A 17484-nucleotide genomic window follows, 5' to 3' on the forward strand; every position below is an offset into this window, starting at 1 on the left:
GGCCTCGAACCCACGGAAGCAACTCCGCATAGCACGACGACGGACCCTTGAGTTCCCGCCGAGAACCCTTCAGTTTGCGTGAACTCGCGGGGCTCGCGGGGCTCCAGGAGGAATGGACCACGCTGTACCGCTACGACAGCGCCGAGCACCTCGACGCCTGGCTGACGTCGCCCGAGCGGCAGAGGATCCTGGCCGAGGGCGAGAAGTTCAGCGACTTCAAACTGCACACCATCGACAACTCGTTCGGCAGTTGGTTCGCCTTCGAGGGCAACGGCAAGGAGGCGGCGCCGCCGCCCTCCGAGACCAGGACCTCCCTCGCGGTCTGGGTCGGCCTGTACCCGACCGTCGTGCTGCTGACGCTCGCTCTGTTCCCGCTGCACATGCCGCTCTGGATCGGCCTGCTCGTGGGCAATCTGCTGTCGAGTTTCATCATGAGCTTCCTGACCATGCCCTACTACGTGAACCCGCTGCTCGGGCGATGGCTGCGGCCACCGCCGGACGAACCGGCGACGAGGAACAGACTCCGCGGCCTCGGTGTCGTCGTGGTGGCGATGACCTTCTGGGCTGCCGTCTTCTACCTCGTCACGGTCCAGTTCTGGACGCTGCCCTGACCGGCGCGCATCGGACGGTCGTCGCCCGGGGAGGCTGATGGGCGGCCTCCCGGACGCGAATCGCGACGTGGCAGCCCGGCTCGCCGCGTACGCTCCCAACGGGGAGGCGCAGGCCCTCGCCGAGTACGAGCGCACCGGGAAGCCCGTGAAATTCGTCCAGCAGACCGGCCGGCAGGGCTGGACCGCGGCGGTCCTCACGAGGCCGCGCCGGCCCAGGTGGCTGGTGTGGTTCCTCGCCCTGTGCTCGGTGTGGACGCTCGGCGCGATCGTCTGGGCGGCCGCAGCCCTGCTCACGCCGGCCGGTGACGGCCCCGAGGAGGCGGTGGAGCGCAGGGCGGGGATGCACCACGATCAGCATGCGTCCGCGGGGCGCTACTACGTACCGACGTACGCCGAGGTGGAGAAGGACGGCACCGCTGTGCTCCGGTACGAGGTGGGTGACAGTCAGGACTCGAGCGTCGAGGACTTCCTCCGCACGTACGGCATCACCGCCGAGCCGAAGCGCACCGGCCCGTCCGAGGTGACGTACTGCGACCGCTTCGGCGACGTACGGCGAACGTTCACGGCCACCTACAACCCCTCGCCTGAGCCTGGTGGGTACGACTACGCGCGGATCACCGTCACAGCCAGGGGCACCGACGCGAGCTGAGGCCCGGAAGCGGCCGGCGGATCTGGAGCTGTCGGCCCCGGACGCTCGTCCGGCCGCTACGCGTCGCGGCGAGGCCGACGACCACGGTCGCCCTCGCCGTCGAGCGGGTGTCCGCTGCGGGCGTGCGGGACAGGGCCCGGCGGATCAGGTGACGCTGATGGCGCCGGTGATGACGGCGAAGACGATGTAGGCGGCGGAGACCAGGACGCCCCAGCGCAGGGCGTGCCTCTGGAAGTCGCCCAGTTCGGCCTTGACCAGTCCGAGGAGGACCCAGAGGGGGGCCGAGGTGGGGCCCATCATGTGGAGGATCTGGCCGATGGCGCCCGCGCGGGCGATCTCGTTGGCGTCGATGCCGATGGGGGTCCCCCCGCTCGAGCGAAGTCGAGAGTGGGGGAGGGCGGCGGATTCGGCCAGGACGGGTACCACACCGAACCAGTAGGCGTCGTTCGACATGAAGAAGCCGAGCGGCAGGGCGAGGACCGCGGTGAACAGCGGGATCACGTTGCCCCAGCCCTCGGGGACGACGGCGAGGGCGGCGTCGGCCATGGCCTTGATCATGCCGGAGTCGGTCATGATCCCGGTGAAGACGCCGGCGGCCAGGACCAGGATCATGACGGGTACGGCGTTGGCGGCCTGGCGCTTGATGAGGTCCTGCTGGTCGCCGATGGCGCGGATGTTGACCAGCAGGGCGATGACGAACGCGACCATGAACAGCACCAGCAGGTCGGCGGCCTCCAGGATCAGGAGCACCATGAGCAGCACGGTGAGGGCGGCGTTGAACCACATACGCCAGTCCGCCCTGACCGGCTCGAACGCCTCGCCGGAAGCGATCTCCAGCTGGTAGGCGTTCAGCTTCTCGGGGTCGAGCTTGCCGCGTTCGCGCAGACCGAGCCAGTAGGCGACGGCGATGATGGCCAGGCCGGTCAGCGCCATGGGGCCGATCATGTGGACGAAGTACTCGGTGGCGCTCAGGTGCAGGACGCTGATGCCGCGGGTGGCGGCTCCGCCCCAGGGCGTGGTGCCGGAGATGGTGCCCAGCGCCATCGCGGCGAGGGTGGCGAGGATGAGCGGGTTCATGCCCAGGCGGCGGTAGATGGGCAGGAACGCCGAACAGACGATCATGTAGCTGGTGGTGCCGTCACCGTCCAGCGCGACGCACAGGGACAGCACGGCGGTACCGACACAGATGCGGACCGGGTCGCCCTTGGTGGCGCGGATGATGGCCTGGCAGACCGGCTCGAAGAGCTTGACCTCCATCATCAGGCCGAAGTAGAGGACGGCGAACAACAGCAGCGCCGCGGTGGGTGCGACCGTGTCGAGGCCGTTCATGATCATGTCGCCGAGCTTGGTGCCCTTGCCCGCTGTCAGGGCGGCGGCGATCGGGGTGAGCATGATGGCGGTGAAGGCGGAGAGGTGCTTCCGCATGACGAGCAGCATGAAGCTGCCCAGTGTGGCGAAGCCGAGGACGGCGAGCATCGTTGCTCCTTGGTGCGGGGCGGAGGTGCCGTCGGTCGGCCGACGGCGCAAGACGGTGCGCGGATCAGTGCGTGCCGGGTCAGGAGGCGACCGGTCGCGCACGCGATGCCGTACTCGGCTGGTGCGTGGGGTCGGTCATGGTACGTGCGGCTCCTGAGCTGCGTTTCGGGGCGCACGGTCGTGACGGGCATCGGCCCGGTGAGGGTCAGGGGTGCGCCCGGCATGGCTGGGCATCCGGTGGCGGGCGGCTGACGGGACGAGGCATGGGGCGACCCACCGGTGCTCCGGACAACCGGTTTACCGGATTGCCGGTAGGTAACTAGAATCCGGCCATCCCGTCAATACCGAAGTGAGGATTTCGATGGCCGAACTCGCCAGGATCACGGTCTCGCCGCGGGAACCGCTGGCCGCCGAGGTGTCCCGCCGACTGATCGACTACCTGATGTCAGGCGAGGTGCAGCCCGGTGACCGGATCCCGTCGGAGCGGCAGCTGACCGAGATGCTCGGGGTGAACCGGCCCACCGTGCGGGAGGCGATCAAGTCGCTCGGGTTCCTCGGCCTGCTGGAGATCCGGCAGTCCAGCGGGACCTACTTCCGCGGCGCCGACTCCGATGTGCTGTACCGGCTGTTCGAGCTCGGCCTGGTCCTCGGCGAGCGGGGTGCGCGGGACATGGTGCAGGCCCGTGCGGAGCTGGAGGTGGTCGTCGCCGGACTGGCCGCACAGGAGCGCGACGAGGCAGGAGTGGAGCTGCTGCGTGCCCGGCTCACGGCGATGCGTGAGTGTCCGGACGAGGAGTTCCCCGAGGCGGACACCGCCTTCCATGCCGCCCTGGGGGAGCTGGCCGGCAACGCGGTGCTGCGGGACATGCTCAAGGGCATGCGGGCGATGATCCAGCGGGGCTGGGTGGAGCGCACCGGTGCCGTTCGCTCCCGCGAGGTGGCGTACGCCGACCACGTGCCGATCTTCGAGGCGGTCGCGCAGGGGGATGCGCCGGCGGCCCGCGCGGCGATGGCCCGGCACATGGACGGCGCCTCCCGCCGTCTGATGGAGGCTCTCGAACAGCGCGAGGGGTAGCCGGGGGCCACGGGGCTGCCGGGTGGCTCCCGGTGTCCCGGGCGCCCCGCGATCTCAACCGGTTGACCGGTTTACCGGTTGGGCCTACAGTGGCGGCGCGGCAGCGACATCGCTTGCCGCCGTCCCCCGTCCCGGGCCCCTGTCCCGGTGTCGTACGGCGTTCCCGTGCCGAACGGAGCACGCCCGCGGTCGGGACCCGTGCCGGTCCCCGCCTACCGGAAGAGGAAATCCCGGTGATCGAATCCCCACCCCTGGTTGCCATGATCCACGCCGTGCCGACCGGTGCCCGCATCGCCCGGGAGGCGTTCGCTCGGGAGTTCCCGCAGGCCACCGTCTGGAACGTGCTGGACGACCGGCTGCTGGACGACGCCCGCGCCGCCGGCGGGCTCACCGACGCACTGCGCCGACGCATGCTGCGGCTGATCGCACACGTGATGGACGGCGGCGCCCGGGGCCTGCTGCTCACCTGCTCCTCCTACGGGGAGGTGGTGGACACCGCCCGCGCGCTGTGGGACGTACCCGTCCTGAAGTCCGACGAGGCGATGTTCACGGCCGCCCTGGCCGGTCCGTACCGGCGCGTCGCCCTCGTCGCCTCCACCGCGCCGGCCGTGCCGGCCGCCGTCGCCCAGCTCAAGGCGCTCCTCCCGGCGCTCCGCCCGGACCGCCCGGTGGAGATCGTGACCGCCCTGAGCGAGGAGGCGGCCGTCACCGACGACGCCGAGGCGGCCGCCCGTCACCTGGCCGACGCGCTGCACGCCGCCGGGGGCGCCGACGCCGACGTCGTGCTGCTGGCGCAGTACTCGCTGACCCCGGCCCGCGAGGCGCTGGCCGCCCTGCTGAACCTTCCCGTGCTGGACGGGGCCGGCGCCGCCGCCCGTGAGCTGCGCGGACTGCTCGTCCCCGGCGAGGGGCGAGCGGCCACTCCCGCCGCGGTCGCGCGATGACACCCCGGCTGCCCTGGCCCCTGGCCTACCCCGTCTCCGGCGACGACTGCGCCACGCCCATGCCGCTCGGCTTCGCCGCGCCCCTCGCCGAAGCGGTCGGCCACCTGGCCGAACTCGGTTACGACGGCGTGGAGGTGCAGGTCCGCCGGGCCGGCCCACACGATGCCGAACGGCTGGCACGCACCGTCGACGCCGCCTGCCTCAGGGTCCTCGGCATCGGCACCGGGCCGGTCGCTGCCCAGGACCGGCTGACGCTGACCGACCCGTCGGCGGACGTACGCCGTCACGCCCTGTCCCGGCTGCTGGGCGCGGCCCGCCTCGCCGCCGAACTGGGTGTGCCGGTCACCCTCGGCCAGACGCGCGGCACCTTTCTGCCCGGGCTGCGGGACATCCAGCGCCTGTGGGCCGAACGCGCCGTGGAGCGACTGGCCGAGGCGGCGCACACACACGGCAGCCGGCTGCTGCTGGAGCCGCAGTCGTGTGCCACCACGTCGTTGTGGCACACCCCCGAGGAGACCTCCGCCTTCATCGACGCACTCGACGTTCCGGCCGGGCTGGTGCTGGACACCCATCACCTCGACGCGGAAGGCGTCGACCCGGTGCGAGCCGTCACCCGGCACGCCCCTGCCACCGGCTGTCTGCAACTCGCGGCGCCCGCCACCCGAGGCCCGCTGACCGTCGGCGATCCCAGGCTGCCGGCCCTGCTGAAGGCGCTGCGCTCAGCAGGCTTCTCCGGCTGGCTGACGCTGGAACACACCCAGGACGGGCACAGCCACAAGGCCGCGGCCCGCTCCTGGACCGCGCTTGACGACGCGGCCGCGACCCTGACCACCTGACTCCCCGCCCGCTCCGCCCTCCTGTCGCGAAGAGCAACCGACCGAAAGAGGAACCCGCATCATGAGCACCACCACCTACCGTCTCGGCGTCCTTGCGGGCGACGGCATCGGTCCCGAGATCGTCCCGTCCTCCGTGGAGATCGCCACCGCCGCCGCGCGGGCCGCCGGTGTCCAGGTCGACTGGGTGACCCTGCCGCTCGGTGCCTCCGCCATCGACACGCACGACACCCCGGTGCCCGAGGAGACCAAGGACGCCCTGGCGGCCCTGGACGGCTGGTACCTCGGCCCGCACGACTCGGTCAGTTACCCCGAGCCGCACAAGTCCGCGCTCAACCCCTCGGGCACGCTGCGCAAGCACTTCCAGCTGTTCGCCAACATCCGCCCCGCCAAGAGCTTCCCCGGTGCCAAGGCCGTCTGCGGCAACGCCGACCTCGTCATCGTCCGCGAGAACACCGAGGGCTTCTACGCCGACCGCAACACCTTCGCCGGCACCGGCGAGTTCATGCCCACCGAGAACACCGCGATCATGCTGGGCATCATCACCCGGGAGGCCACCGAGCGCGTCGCCCGCGTCGCCTTCGACCTCGCCCGCTCGCGCCGCAGGAAGCTCACCATCGTCCACAAGGCCAACGTCCTCAAGCTCACCACCGGCCTGTTCCGCACCGTGTGCCAGGAAGTCGCCCAGGACTACCCGGACGTGACCGTGGACGACTTCCACATCGACGCCATGACCGTCCACCTGGTGCGCCGCGCCCAGGACTTCGACGTCATCGTCACCGAGAACATGTTCGGCGACATCCTCTCCGACCTGGCCGGAGAGATCTCCGGCTCACTGGGCACCGCCCCGTCCATCAACTCCTCCGCCACCACCGCCATGGCCCAGGCCTCGCACGGCTCCGCCCCCGACATCGCCGGGCAGAACATCGCCAACCCCGTCGCCATGATCCTCTCCGGCGCGATGCTGTTCGAGTGGCTCGCCGCCAAGCACGGTGACGAGAAGCCGGCCACCGTCGCGAAGACCATCGAGAAGGGTGTGGCCGACGCCATCGCCGCCGGCATCTCCACCCGCGATCTGGGCGGTTGCGCCACCACCACCGAGTTCACCGCCGCCGTCATCGAGGCCATCGGCGCCGGCCGGAACTGACCCACCGCTCCGGGGCGGGCCCCCGACCCCGCCCGCCCCAGCCCCCAGCTGCGCCAGCCCGAGGAGAGACCCCCGACCATGACCCTGCGCATCGGCTGCATAGCCGACGACTTCACCGGCGGCACCGATGTCGCCGCCGCATTCCGGCGCGCGGGACTGCGCACCGCCCTGGTCTTCGGCACCCCGGACGACGCCTCCGCGCTCCCCGCGGACTGCGACGCCGCCGTGGTCGCCCTGAAATCCCGCTCCACGCCTGCCGGGGAGGCAGTGGCCGACTCCCTCGCGGCCCAGCGCTGGCTGTGGTCGAAGGGCGCGACGCAGGTCTACTTCAAGTACTGCTCCACCTTCGACTCCACCGCGCAGGGCAACATCGGACCGGTCACCGACGCCCTCATGGACGCCGCGGGTGCCGTCGTCACCCTGCACTGCCCGGCCTCCCCGCCCAACGGCCGCACCGTCTACCAGGGGCATCTGTTCGTCCACGACCAGCTGCTGTCCGACTCGCCACTGCGCCACCACCCGCTCAACCCGATGACGGACTCCGCCCTGGTACGTCTGCTGTCCGCGCAGACCCGCCACCAGGTGGCCCTGATCGACTGGGCCACCGTGCGCCGCGGGGCCGAGGCCGTCCGCGACGCCGTCCTGGTCCACCAGCGAGCCGGTGTCCGGCACGTCATCGCCGACGCCCTGACCGACGACGACCTCGCCGTCCTGGGAGCCGCCGCGCTCGAACTGCCCGTCGTCGCCGGGGCCGCGGGTCTCGCCGAAGGACTCGGACACGCCCACCCCGCCGCCGGACCGGCCGCGACCGAGCCACCGCCGCGCGAGGGACGGGCCGCCGTCCTGGCCGGCAGCTGCTCGGCCCGCACCCTGGAACAGATCGCCCAGTTCTACGCCGCCGGCCTGCCCTCCCGCCACCTCGACGTGCTGGCCGCCGCCGGCGGACGTGACGTCACCGGCGAGGCGCTGGCCTGGTACGACCAGCAGGACCCCGACCGGCCCGTCCTCATCCATGCCTCCGCCTCCCCGGAGGAACTCGCCGCGGTACAGGCCCAGTTGGGTGTCGCCGAGGCCGCCGCACAGGTCGAGGGACTGCTCGGCACCCTGGCCTCGCACCTCGTCGAACGCGGCGTACGCCGACTGCTCGTCGCGGGCGGGGAGACCTCCGGCGCCGTCACCACCGCCCTCGGGGTCCGAGCCGTCCTCGTCGGCGAGGAGACCGACCCCGGCGTGCCCTGGACGTACGCGAGCACCGAGCACGGCGACCTCGCCCTCATGCTCAAGTCCGGCAACTTCGGCGCCCCCGACCTGTTCACCCGCGCCCTCCCCACCACGACGCGGGAGGCCGGGTGAGCGCCTGTGCCGACGAGGCGACGGCCCGCGCACTGATCGTGCGCACCGCCCGCTCCCTGTTCACCCGGGGTCTGACCCACGGCTCCACGGGCAACCTGTCCGTCCGGCTGGCCGACGGCGCCCTCCTGCTCACCCCCACCGGTTCCAGCCTCGGGACCGTGGAGGAACCGGAGCTGTCGCGCACCGACCCGAACGGCCGGCATCTCGACGGCCCCCGGCCCACCAAGGAGGCGTTCCTGCACGCCGCCTTCTACCGGGCCCGACCGAGTGCCCACGCTGTCGTGCACCTGCACTCCACCCACGCCGTGGCCGTCTCCTGCCTCGACGGCGTCGACCCGGCCGATGCCCTTCCCCCGCTCACCGCGTACTACGCCATGCGCGTCGGCACCCTGCCACTGCTGCCGTACCACGCCCCCGGCGACAGTCGCCTGGAGCCGCTCGCCGAGCACACCGCCCGCACCCACCACGCCCTCCTCCTCGCCAACCACGGCCCCGTCGTCGCCGGCGCGAGCCTGGAAGCGGCCGCCGACGCGATCGAGGAACTGGAGGAGACGGCCAGACTCCACCTCCTCCTGCGAGGGCACAGCACCCGTCCCCTCACCCCCGAGCAGGCTGCCGCGCTCGCACCCCCATCCCCCTGACGGCCGGATGACAATGGGGCGCGGCAGCCCCCCTGAGCGAAGGAGATCCCCCATGCCACACCCCCTCACCCCCGTCCCCACCGCCGACCTCGTCGACCGGTACGGCAGCGAACTCCGCGTCTGTGACCTCCAGTTCGGCCAGTTCGGTGGTCATCGCGGCTTCGCCGGACCCGTGCGGACCGTCTCCTGCCACGAGGACAACGGCCTGCTGCGGGACCTGGTGCACACCCCCGGAGACGGCCATGTCCTCGTCGTCGACGGAGGCGGCTCCCTGCGCACCGCCCTGGTCGGTGACCTCATCGCCGGCGCCGCCCAGGACAACGGCTGGGCCGGCCTCGTCCTGCACGGCGCCGTCCGCGACAGCGTCGCCCTCGCCGGGCTACGGCTCGGCATCAAGGCGCTGGGCACCATCCCCCGCAAGAGCGCCAAGGACGGTGCGGGAGCCGTCGACGTGCCCGTCACCTTCGGCGGCGTCACCTTCCGCCCCGGCGACATCCTGCACGCCGACGACGACGGCATCGCACTCCTCCCCGAGCACACCTGACGGTCCTGGGCGTGCTGGTCGTCGCCGGCCTCATCGCCGTAGAGGCACGGGATCAGGAACGCGGGTTCCTGGTGTAAGGCGTGTCGCACGAGCCCACGACCGAACCGCCCTCCAGGACGGCCACCTGGATCCGGGCGCCCTTGATGCCGCCGGAGTCGGTGGCATGGGTGCCGAACTCGTTGGTCTTGCCGTTGCCCGAGGCGTTCACCTTCCACGGCCAGTAGTGGGTCGAGTCGTCGCGGCGCACGGTCACCAGACGGGCACCGACCGCGTGCCGGTCCGCCCTGGTGTCGGTGACGGTGAACGTGACCGGGTTGACGGTGTTGCGGCCGACCCAGGTCCATGTCGCGCTGCCGTTCCCGGCCCAGCGGACGCCCGTGAGTACGGAGCAGCCGTAGCCGCCCGCGGCCGCGGCGCCGGGTGCCGCCGGGCCTGTCAGAAGGGCCGCGGCGGCTCCGGTCGCGGCGAGTGCCACCAGCGTCCCGCGGGTGTGGTTCATCGTCTTCCTCATCGTCAACTCCCCGTTGCTCGGCGTCGTTTCCTCCACCCTGCCGGGCGCCCTCCGGGGTGTCCTTGGCAGGGAGTCCACACCTCTTGGGGATGCGTCCACTCCTGCGTGACGGCGTCAGCGACGGGGGCCGGCCACGGCTCGGTAGTCCGTGGGCGACATGCCGTAGGCCGTACGGAAGGCACGGGTGAATTCGGCGGCGTGGGTGAAGCCCCAGCGGGTCGCGACGGCGTGGACCGGGGTGGATCGCAGGGTGGGCTCCGCGAGGTCACGGCGGGCGTGTTCCAGTCGCTGGCGGCGGATCCAGGCCGCGACCGTCTCCTCCTCGTCCTGGAAGAGGCGGTACAGGTAACTGCGTGAGATGTGGTGTTCGGCGGCGATGGCGCGCGGGCTCAGCCGCGGGTCGTGCAGGTGCTGCCGGACAAAGGCGCGGATGCGCAGGACGAGGTTCTGCCGGTGGGATTCCGGTGGGAGCGAGTCGCCGGTGTCCAGCGCCTGGGCGAACAGCGCGGACAGCAGGTCGATCACCACGGTCCCGAGCCGGGGGCCGTCGTCCGGCTCGTAGGCATGGGTGTCCTGCGAGAGCTGGGTGAGCAGCCCTGCCAGCAGGGCGCCGTATCCGTCCCGCGTCGTCAGCCGCAGCCCGGCGACCTGGTCGAGCCGGTTGCGGGGGAGCGACAACAGCGCCTTGGGGACCTCCACTCCGACTCCCGCGTGCAGGTTCGCGTCGTCGCCCGCGTGGACGTCGACGGGCCGCGAGGTGTCGACGACGCACAGACTGTCCGGGCCGTACACTTGCTCCCCCTCGCTTCGAACGGCACGCAACGCCCCGCTCAACGGCAGAGAGAGGTGCAGGCCCTCCGGATCGGACTGCCGGATCAGTTTCGGTGTCCGCCGGAAGCACACCGGCTGGAACGTCGTCGGCCACACGGACACCGCGCCGAGGTCCAGTACACGCTGCGAAGCCCGGAAACCCGCCCGGTGGTCACTGCGCAACTCCAGTGGGGCGTGCGTGCGTCCGACCAGTTCCCGCCAGCAGTCGAACCGGTCGCCCGGCGGCAGCTCCGCACTGCGGAACACCCTCTCGGTCAGCATGGCTCCCTCCTCGGCAGCTCCATGGGTCCTCGAACCGCGTGCCTCCTGCGGCCTGACACGGACCTGGCAGGAGGGCATCAGCGAGGAGCCTGCCCAGTCGCGCCGCGCCGACCCGGGTGAGGAGGAACAGCCGGCTGCGGCAGTCCGGCGCGGTGGAGTCAGGCCGTGGCGGGCCGCGCGGTGAAGACGCGCTCCAGCAGGGCGTACAGCGTCTCCCGCTCCCGCTCGTCGAGCCTGTCCAGGCCGGCGAGCGTGCGGTGCATCTTCGCGCGGATCGCGTCGATGACCTGCTCGCCCTCCGGGGTGAGGAGGACGTTCTTCACGCGCCGGTCCAAGGCGCTGGGCTCGCGGTGCACCAGGCCGCGCTTCTCCAGCCGGTCGACGATGCCGGTCATGTTGGAGGCGTCGCAGGTCAGCGTGGTGGCCAGCATGCTCATGGAGGCGGGTCCCCGGCGCAGCACGTTGAGCGTCTTGCCCTGGCTGGCCGTGAGGTTCTCGCTCGCGGCGGCGACCGTGAAGTCGCCGTAGTAGGCGGCCAGCGACACCGAGAGCAGCTCCATGAGCTGGGCGGACTCGACGCGGGGGAGTGCTGTCATGTGCGTCACCCTACGCCCGGAAACTTGACCATCTCAAATATCGATGGCTACCGTCTCGGCTTATTGCTTGAAGTTCTCAAGCTTCGACGTTCTCAAGTAGTTCGTCGAGGACTCGTCCCAGGGAAGAGATTTCCGTGTCCCACGCACAGCACACGGCGGAGCGACGGCAACCGGCGGACACCGCGGTCGTCCTGGTGCTCGGCCTTGCCGCGATGGTCGTCTCGATGATGCAGACGCTGGTCGTCCCGATCCTTGGGATCATCGCGGACGACCTCCAGGCCACCACGGCGAACGTCAGCTGGGTGACCACCGCCACGCTTCTGTCGGCCGCCGTCTTCACCCCGCTGCTCGGCCGCTTCGGCGACCAGCACGGCAAGAAGCGCACCCTCGTCGGCGTTCTGCTCGTGATGATCGCGGGATCGGTGCTCGCCGCCACGACCACCTCGCTGACCTGGCTGATCGTCGGCCGGGTGATGCAGGGAGCGGCGACCGCGATCTTTCCGCTCGCCCTCTCCATCCTGCGCGAGGAGATCAAGCCGGAGAAGCTGCCCGGTGCCATGGCCCTGGTCAGTGGCACGCTCGCGTTCGGCAGCGGGCTCGCGCTGGTCGGTGCGGGGCTCCTCACCCAGGGCTCGGACCCCGACTACCACCGGGTCTTCTGGCTCGCGGTGGTGCTCGCCGTGGCGGCGCTCGCGGGTGTGTGGTGCGTGGTGCCCGCCTCCCGGGCGACGACGGGAGGGCGGACGGACTGGCTGGGCGCGGTCACGCTGGGAGCGCTGCTGGTACTGCTGCTCCTGCCTGTCTCACAGGGACACGAGTGGGGATGGACATCCGGGCGCACGCTCGGCTCCTTCGCCGGGGCCGTCGTCATGGCGGCGGTGTGGGTCGCCGTCGAGCGCCGCGTCCAGGAACCGATGGTGGACATGAAGATGTTCGCCCACCGGCCCGTACTGTTCACCAACCTGGCCGGGCTGTTCCTGGGTTTCGCGATGTTCGCCCAGTTCATCGGCGTCTCCTATCTCGTCCAGATACCGGAGGGCATCGCGGGCTACGGCTTCGGAGCCTCCGTGCTCGGCGCGTCCGTCGTCTATCTGCTCCCGACCACCCTCGTCTCGCTCGTGGGTTCACAGTTCGGCGGCGTACTGGTGCGCCGGCTCGGCGCGCGCGTAACCCTGGCCGCCGGTGCCTGCTTCGGGGTGGCCGGCTTCATGTGGCTGACCGTGGCGCACGGCACGACCGCTTCGGTGATCGGCGCGGGCATGGTCATCGGTCTGGCGATCAGCTTCGGATACGCGGCCATGCCCGCGCTCATCGTCGCGAGCGTTCCCGCCCACCAGTCCGGCATCGCCAACGGCATCAACTCCATCTCCCGCTCGGTCGGCAGCGCCGTCGCGAGCGCGGTGATCACCACGTTGCTGGCGTCGAAGACCATTCCGCTCCCGGCCGGCATGCCCCAGCTGCCCCAGGAGAGCCAGTTCACGCTGAGCTTCGCGATCGCCGGCGTGGCGTTCGTCCTGGTCCTCGCCGTCGCTCTCGTCGGGATCAAGCAGGCCCACGCACCTCGTACGCCCGTCCAGCGGAAGGTCACGAGCCGTACTCCAGCCGCCCTCAGCCAGCCGTCCCGCTGACCCCGCAGTTCCTCCGAAAGGCCTGTCACGATGAACACGTCCGACCACGCCGACCACACCGCCGTCGTCACAGCGGTCGATCACCGCACGGCGGTCGCGGCGGAGACCGCCCGGTTCGTCGCAGCGGTCAAGGACGCCGACCTGGCCACCGCGGTGCCCGGCTGCCCCGGCTGGAACCTCGCCGACCTGGTCAAGCACACGGGCAGCGTCCAACGCTGGTTCTCCACCCTGCTGCTGGCGCGTATCCAGGAACCCCCGCGCAAGCGGGAGGTCGACCTGCGGCTTCCCGAACGGGCGGACGGATACGCCGACTGGCTGGCCGAGAGCGCGACCGTGGCCGCGGACGCGTTCGCGGCGACCGACCCCGACCTGCCGATGTGGGCGTGGGGCGGGGACCAGCACGCCCGCTTCTGGGCCCGCCGCATGCTCTTCGAGACCCTGGTGCACCGGGCCGACGCCGAGCTCGCGCTCGGCCTGCGGCCCGCCGTCGACCGCCCGCTCGCCGTCGACGGGATCGACGAGTTCCTCGTCAACCTGCCCCACGCCGCCTTCTTCGCCCCCAGGGTGGCCGACCTGCGCGGCCCCGACAGGACCATCCGCTTCCACACGACCGACGGGGACGACGCCTGGCTCGTACGCCTGCGGCCGGACGGCTTCGGACCGGACCCCGCCCACCCGGCCACGGACACCGCTGACGCGACCGTCCGGGGAACCGCGGCCGACCTGCTCCTGCTGGTCTACGGCCGCCTGTCCCATGAGGCGGACACCCTCGCCTGCGAGGGGGACGAGCAGCTGCTGGCCGACTGGTTCGCGAACTCCGCCTTCTGAGACGACGGGTGTTCCCCGAAGTCCGGGGCACCGGCGGCCTGTGCCTCCTCTAGAGTCGGCCCCATGACGGAGGCACCGGCCCTGGACCGCGGCGCGCGGTCCCGTGACGCGATACTCGACACCGCCGGCGACCTGATGTCGCGTCACGGCTACGCCGCCACGTCCATCTCGATGATCTCCGCGGCATGCGGTCTGCCGGTCAGCTCCATCTACTGGCACTTCCGCAGCAAGGACGGGATCTACGTCGCGGTCCTGGCGCGCGCCAGGACCGTCCTCCTTGCCGCCCTGCCCCCGGCCGAGGTGCCGGGCGCCGACGTCGCACAGCGTCTGGACACCTTTCTCACGGACGTCGAGGACGCGTTCCAGCGCCATCCGCGAGGTGTGAAGCTGCTGTTGGGGCTGGGCACGGTGGAGCAGGACGCCGGCGCGGCCGCCGCGGCCGAGGTCCGTCACTACCGTGACGCGCTGCTGGACTGGGCCCGGAAATCGGTGAGCTCCGTCTTCGCACTGCGTGACCGCCCCGAGGTGGCGGACGAGTTGGCGCGCTTCACCCTGAGGATGGCGAGCGGAACCGCGGTGGCTCGTTGGTTCGAGCCGGACACTGTCCTGGAGACCGGACCGCTGCGCGTGGCGCTGCTGGCGCTGGCAGGCCACCACGGCGTCCCGGTGCGGGGCGCCCCTGGCGAGGACGCCCTTTCCCCGGACGGCCCGGGATCATGACGAGTGCTCGTAGGCGCCGATGTCGCAGGCGGCGCCCTGAGGGCGCGTGACGCCGCGCTGATCGGTGGCCGGGCAGTCGTCGGCCGCGTCCAGGGCGGGGCTGCCCGGCAGCAGCGCGACGGTGTCGGTGGGGCCGCCGTTGTCCGCGAGCGGTCCGATCAGCGGGGCGCGGCTGGGCAGGTCGCCGGCCGCGGTGAGTCGGCAACTTCCGTCGCCGTCCATGTTGTTGCCCTGTGAGGCGATGGTGGCGAAGGCCCTCTCGCAGTCGGCGGGCGCGCCGTCGACCGTGTTGCCGGCGATGATGGAGTTGCGCAGCGTCATGCGTCCCAGTGGCAGATCGATGACGTCGGGGATCGGGGCGGGCAGACTGTCGAGATAGGCGGGGGCGAAGTTGATCCCGCCCCCGCCGTCGCTCGAACGGTTCCCGGTGATGGTCGAGTTGAGGATCTCCACGGGCCCCCTTCCCCGGACGTCGATGCCTCCGCCGTAACCGGCGAGGCTGCCAGGGCGGTCGCCGGGGTTCGTCACCCGGTTGTCCGCGATCGTCGAGTTGGTCACGGTGCCGGTGTCGTCGAACCGGATGCCGCCGGCCTCTCCCGCGACGTTCCCGCTGACAGTGCTGTCGATCAGATCGAGGTGGGAGTCCGGGACGTTGAATATGCCGCCGCCGTACCCGGCGGAGTTCCCGCTCACGGTGACCCGGCGCAGCGTCATGTGATGTCCGTTGGCGATCGCGCCGCCACCGGTGTCGGTGATGGGCAGTTCGCGTTGCCTGGTCACTCCGCCGGTGATCGTCAGATCGGACAGCCTGCTGTCCGCCTGCATGCGGAAGGCCCGGTCCAGGTGGTTGGCGTCGATGACGGTGGTCCGTGCGCCCGCGCCCTTGATCGTGGTCCGGGCGGCGACGTTCAGGTCACCCGTGGTGGGGTCGGGGTTGTCGCCGATGATCAGCCGCGGGTCGGGCGGGATCGTCAGCCGGTAACGGCCGGGAGGCAGCGTGATCGTACTGCCCGGCCGGGCGTTGGCGGCCATCACCGCGGCGCGCAGACTGCACGCGCCCGAGGCGGTGAGGCACCGGCCGTCCGCCCCGTCGGCGTCGACCGCGTCGGACGTGGTGTCCACGGTGAACTCCGCGGGGTCGGCGGCCGGGGGAGCCGCGGCAAGGGCGACGGGATGTGCCGCGGTGGCAAGGAGGACGGCGGCGGTCGCGGCCGTGACGGCCAAGGACTTCATGCGGTGAACCCCTCTCGGTCAGCAGTGGGGGCGTACCAGGACTCGGCTGCGGCGAGGACTTCGTGCTGGTGAGCGATGCGCGGCTCGTACGGGAAACGGCGTCGGCGCGGCCGGGGGCGTGCCTCCTGGGGATCGCCCGCGGTCTGTAGCGAGCGTTCCATTCAGGCGGTCCGGTGTCCATGGACGGACGCGGGAATGGCCGAATGGGGATGTCGCGCCCTGGGCGGGCAAGCCCCTTGAGTGCCGTCGGCGTGTGCCACGGCGACGGGCCGAGGCCATCGCGGCCTGCGGAGGTGACGGGGCGTCACGCCGGGGCCGAGCGGCCCGTTTGGCGGCGGAGTCTCGCATCCGGGCGTCGACCGCGCGCGAGGGCTGGCCGGGCAAGGCCGCATCGGGGCCCGCAGCCCCGCCCCCCGGTACGGCGGCCCGCAGTCCTGCCCCTTGACCCGCTCCACCCCCCGCCCGCGCAGACCGGGCCTCATCCGGGTCCGCACGGCGTGCAGTGGATCTGATGAGGCGGTCTGGCGAGGCGTGTCAGCGTGTGGGGTCGAGAAGGATCTTGCGGACGCCGTCGGAGCGGCCCGCGAACAGTTCGTACGACGCCGGACCTTCGGAGAGGGCGAAGCGGTGGGAGACCACGACCTCGGGCTTGATCCGGCCGGCACGGGTGAGGGCGATCAGAGGAGGGAGTTCGTAGTGCACCGAGCACAGCCCGATGGCGAACTCCAGTTCCTTGATCTGCGCCAGTCCCATGTGGAAGGGGAACGCCTTGCTCTGGCTGACCCCGATGACACTGACCCGGCCGGCCTGTCGGACGGCCTTGAGGGCCAGCTCGATGGTGGCGTCCGAGCCCACGGCCTCCACCACGGCGTCCGGCCCGCGTCCTTCGGTCAACTCCCTTATGGCCGCCCGCGCGTCCTCGCCCTCGACCGGCTCGACGCCCAGGGTGGCGGCGAAGGCGCGGCGCTCCGCGACCAGGTCCGCGCCCAGCACGCGCGCGGCGCCCATCGCGAAGGCGGACTGGGCGGCCATGAGGCCGACCGGGCCGAGGCCGATGACCAGGACGGTCTCGCCGGGCTGGATACGTGCGCGGCGGCAGCCGTACCAGGCCGTGGGGGCGTTGTCCGTCAGGACGATGGCCGCCTCGTCCGAGATGCCCTCGGGCAGGGCCACCAGATTGACGTCGGCGTAGGGCACCGCCAGCGCCTGGGCCTGGCTGCCCGGAAGCTGCGGGCTCACCCCGTAGCAGAGCTCCGTGCTCGACTTGGCGCGCTCGCACCGGGCGGTGAACCCGGCCGCGCACGACCGGCACCGCGTACAGCCGGCGGAGGCGGGCACCAGGACACGGTCGCCGGGTTTGAAACGGGTGACCTCGCCGCCGGTGTCGACGACCACGCCGACGCACTCGTGTCCCGGTGTGTAGCCCAGCTCCGGGCTGAACGGGTTGCCGCCGTAGATGTGCAGGTCGCTGCCGCAGATGCCGGCCGCGGTCACCCGCACCAGCGCGTCGGTGGGGCTGCTGACGGCCGGGTCGGGGACGTCCCCGTAGCGGATGTCGTGACGGCCGTGGTAGGTCAGTGCCTTCATCGGATCTGTGCCTTCC

General features: G+C 71.7%; 18 protein-coding genes. 12 read left to right on the forward strand and 6 right to left on the reverse strand.

Annotated elements, in window-relative coordinates; translation table 11 throughout:
- The first annotated feature begins 74 nt into the window (after positions 1-74).
- Together ACFU95_RS31815 and ACFU95_RS31820 are read left to right on the forward strand one after the other, a co-directional pair.
- On the forward strand, positions 75-611 hold the full coding sequence (locus ACFU95_RS31815; RefSeq protein ID WP_383834547.1) for a hypothetical protein: 537 nt from the start codon (positions 75-77) through the stop codon (positions 609-611).
- A 37-nt stretch (positions 612-648) separates the two neighbouring features.
- Positions 649-1260, forward strand: coding sequence for a hypothetical protein (locus ACFU95_RS31820; RefSeq protein WP_383834550.1), 612 nt, complete (start codon positions 649-651; stop codon positions 1258-1260).
- A 144-nt stretch (positions 1261-1404) separates the two neighbouring features.
- Here the strand turns inward: ACFU95_RS31820 and ACFU95_RS31825 are convergent, their stop codons facing one another.
- The gene (locus ACFU95_RS31825; RefSeq protein ID WP_383834552.1) at positions 1405-2736 is read right to left on the reverse strand and encodes a CitMHS family transporter; all 1332 of its coding nucleotides are present in this window, start codon (positions 2734-2736) and stop codon (positions 1405-1407) included.
- Between the two features lie 361 nt (positions 2737-3097).
- On the opposite strand from ACFU95_RS31825, the gene ACFU95_RS31830 reads away from it, so the two are divergent.
- From ACFU95_RS31830 to rraA, 7 genes are all read left to right on the forward strand, one after another.
- Positions 3098-3811 (forward strand): FadR/GntR family transcriptional regulator, encoded by a 714-nt coding sequence (locus ACFU95_RS31830; RefSeq protein WP_383834555.1) that lies wholly within the window; start codon positions 3098-3100, stop codon positions 3809-3811.
- 233 nt (positions 3812-4044) lie between these two features.
- A complete protein-coding gene (locus tag ACFU95_RS31835) occupies positions 4045-4755 on the forward strand; it encodes an aspartate/glutamate racemase family protein (protein ID WP_383834558.1) in 711 nt (236 codons plus the stop codon).
- Positions 4752-5591 (forward strand): sugar phosphate isomerase/epimerase family protein, encoded by an 840-nt coding sequence (locus ACFU95_RS31840; protein ID WP_383834561.1) that lies wholly within the window; start codon positions 4752-4754, stop codon positions 5589-5591. The genes ACFU95_RS31835 and ACFU95_RS31840 overlap by 4 nt, the downstream gene beginning before the upstream one ends.
- Before the next feature lie 61 nt (positions 5592-5652).
- Positions 5653-6735: an isocitrate/isopropylmalate dehydrogenase family protein gene (locus ACFU95_RS31845; RefSeq protein WP_383834564.1), complete on the forward strand. Its 1083-nt coding sequence runs from the start codon at positions 5653-5655 to the stop codon at positions 6733-6735.
- A 78-nt stretch (positions 6736-6813) separates the two neighbouring features.
- Positions 6814-8088, forward strand: a complete 1275-nt coding sequence (gene otnK / locus ACFU95_RS31850; RefSeq protein WP_383834566.1) for a 3-oxo-tetronate kinase — start codon at positions 6814-6816, stop codon at positions 8086-8088.
- Positions 8085-8729: a 3-oxo-tetronate 4-phosphate decarboxylase gene (gene otnC, locus ACFU95_RS31855; RefSeq protein ID WP_383834569.1), complete on the forward strand. Its 645-nt coding sequence runs from the start codon at positions 8085-8087 to the stop codon at positions 8727-8729. Before otnK ends, otnC begins: the two co-directional genes overlap by 4 nt.
- Positions 8730-8781: 52 nt before the next feature.
- A complete protein-coding gene (gene rraA / locus ACFU95_RS31860) occupies positions 8782-9273 on the forward strand; it encodes a ribonuclease E activity regulator RraA (RefSeq protein ID WP_383834572.1) in 492 nt (163 codons plus the stop codon).
- Positions 9274-9325: 52 nt separating this feature from the next.
- Here rraA and ACFU95_RS31865 read toward each other — a convergent pair whose 3' ends face one another.
- The 3 genes from ACFU95_RS31865 to ACFU95_RS31875 form a co-directional block, all read right to left on the reverse strand.
- The gene (locus ACFU95_RS31865) at positions 9326-9784 is read right to left on the reverse strand and encodes a hypothetical protein (protein ID WP_383834575.1); all 459 of its coding nucleotides are present in this window, start codon (positions 9782-9784) and stop codon (positions 9326-9328) included.
- Between the two features lie 114 nt (positions 9785-9898).
- Entirely contained in the window at positions 9899-10876 is a 978-nt protein-coding gene (locus ACFU95_RS31870; RefSeq protein WP_383834578.1) for a helix-turn-helix domain-containing protein, read from the reverse strand.
- A gap of 158 nt (positions 10877-11034) precedes the next feature.
- Positions 11035-11472 (reverse strand): MarR family winged helix-turn-helix transcriptional regulator, encoded by a 438-nt coding sequence (locus ACFU95_RS31875; protein ID WP_383834581.1) that lies wholly within the window; start codon positions 11470-11472, stop codon positions 11035-11037.
- Positions 11473-11606: 134 nt separating this feature from the next.
- Between ACFU95_RS31875 and ACFU95_RS31880 the strand changes: the two genes are divergently transcribed.
- The 3 genes from ACFU95_RS31880 (at position 11607) to ACFU95_RS31890 (ending at position 14648) form a co-directional block, all read left to right on the forward strand.
- Positions 11607-13100 carry an MFS transporter gene (locus tag ACFU95_RS31880; protein WP_383834584.1) on the forward strand — a complete coding sequence of 498 codons (1494 nt, stop codon included), beginning with the start codon at positions 11607-11609 and terminating at the stop codon, positions 13098-13100.
- Between the two features lie 30 nt (positions 13101-13130).
- Entirely contained in the window at positions 13131-13928 is a 798-nt protein-coding gene (locus ACFU95_RS31885; protein ID WP_383834587.1) for a maleylpyruvate isomerase family mycothiol-dependent enzyme, read from the forward strand.
- Between the two features lie 63 nt (positions 13929-13991).
- Positions 13992-14648, forward strand: coding sequence for a TetR/AcrR family transcriptional regulator (locus ACFU95_RS31890; RefSeq protein WP_383834590.1), 657 nt, complete (start codon positions 13992-13994; stop codon positions 14646-14648).
- Here ACFU95_RS31890 and ACFU95_RS31895 read toward each other — a convergent pair.
- Together ACFU95_RS31895 and ACFU95_RS31900 are read right to left on the reverse strand one after the other, a co-directional pair.
- Entirely contained in the window at positions 14643-15881 is a 1239-nt protein-coding gene (locus ACFU95_RS31895; RefSeq protein ID WP_383834593.1) for a choice-of-anchor Q domain-containing protein, read from the reverse strand. The two genes, ACFU95_RS31890 and ACFU95_RS31895, sit on opposite strands and share 6 nt — an antisense overlap.
- Positions 15882-16415: 534 nt before the next feature.
- Complete coding sequence (locus tag ACFU95_RS31900) at positions 16416-17468, reverse strand: alcohol dehydrogenase catalytic domain-containing protein (RefSeq protein ID WP_383834595.1); 1053 nt, start codon at positions 17466-17468, stop codon at positions 16416-16418.
- Positions 17469-17484: the final 16 nt, after the last annotated feature.

The sequence above is a fragment of the Streptomyces sp. NPDC057623 genome (assembly GCF_042800355.1).
Lineage (GTDB): Bacteria > Actinomycetota > Actinomycetes > Streptomycetales > Streptomycetaceae > Streptomyces.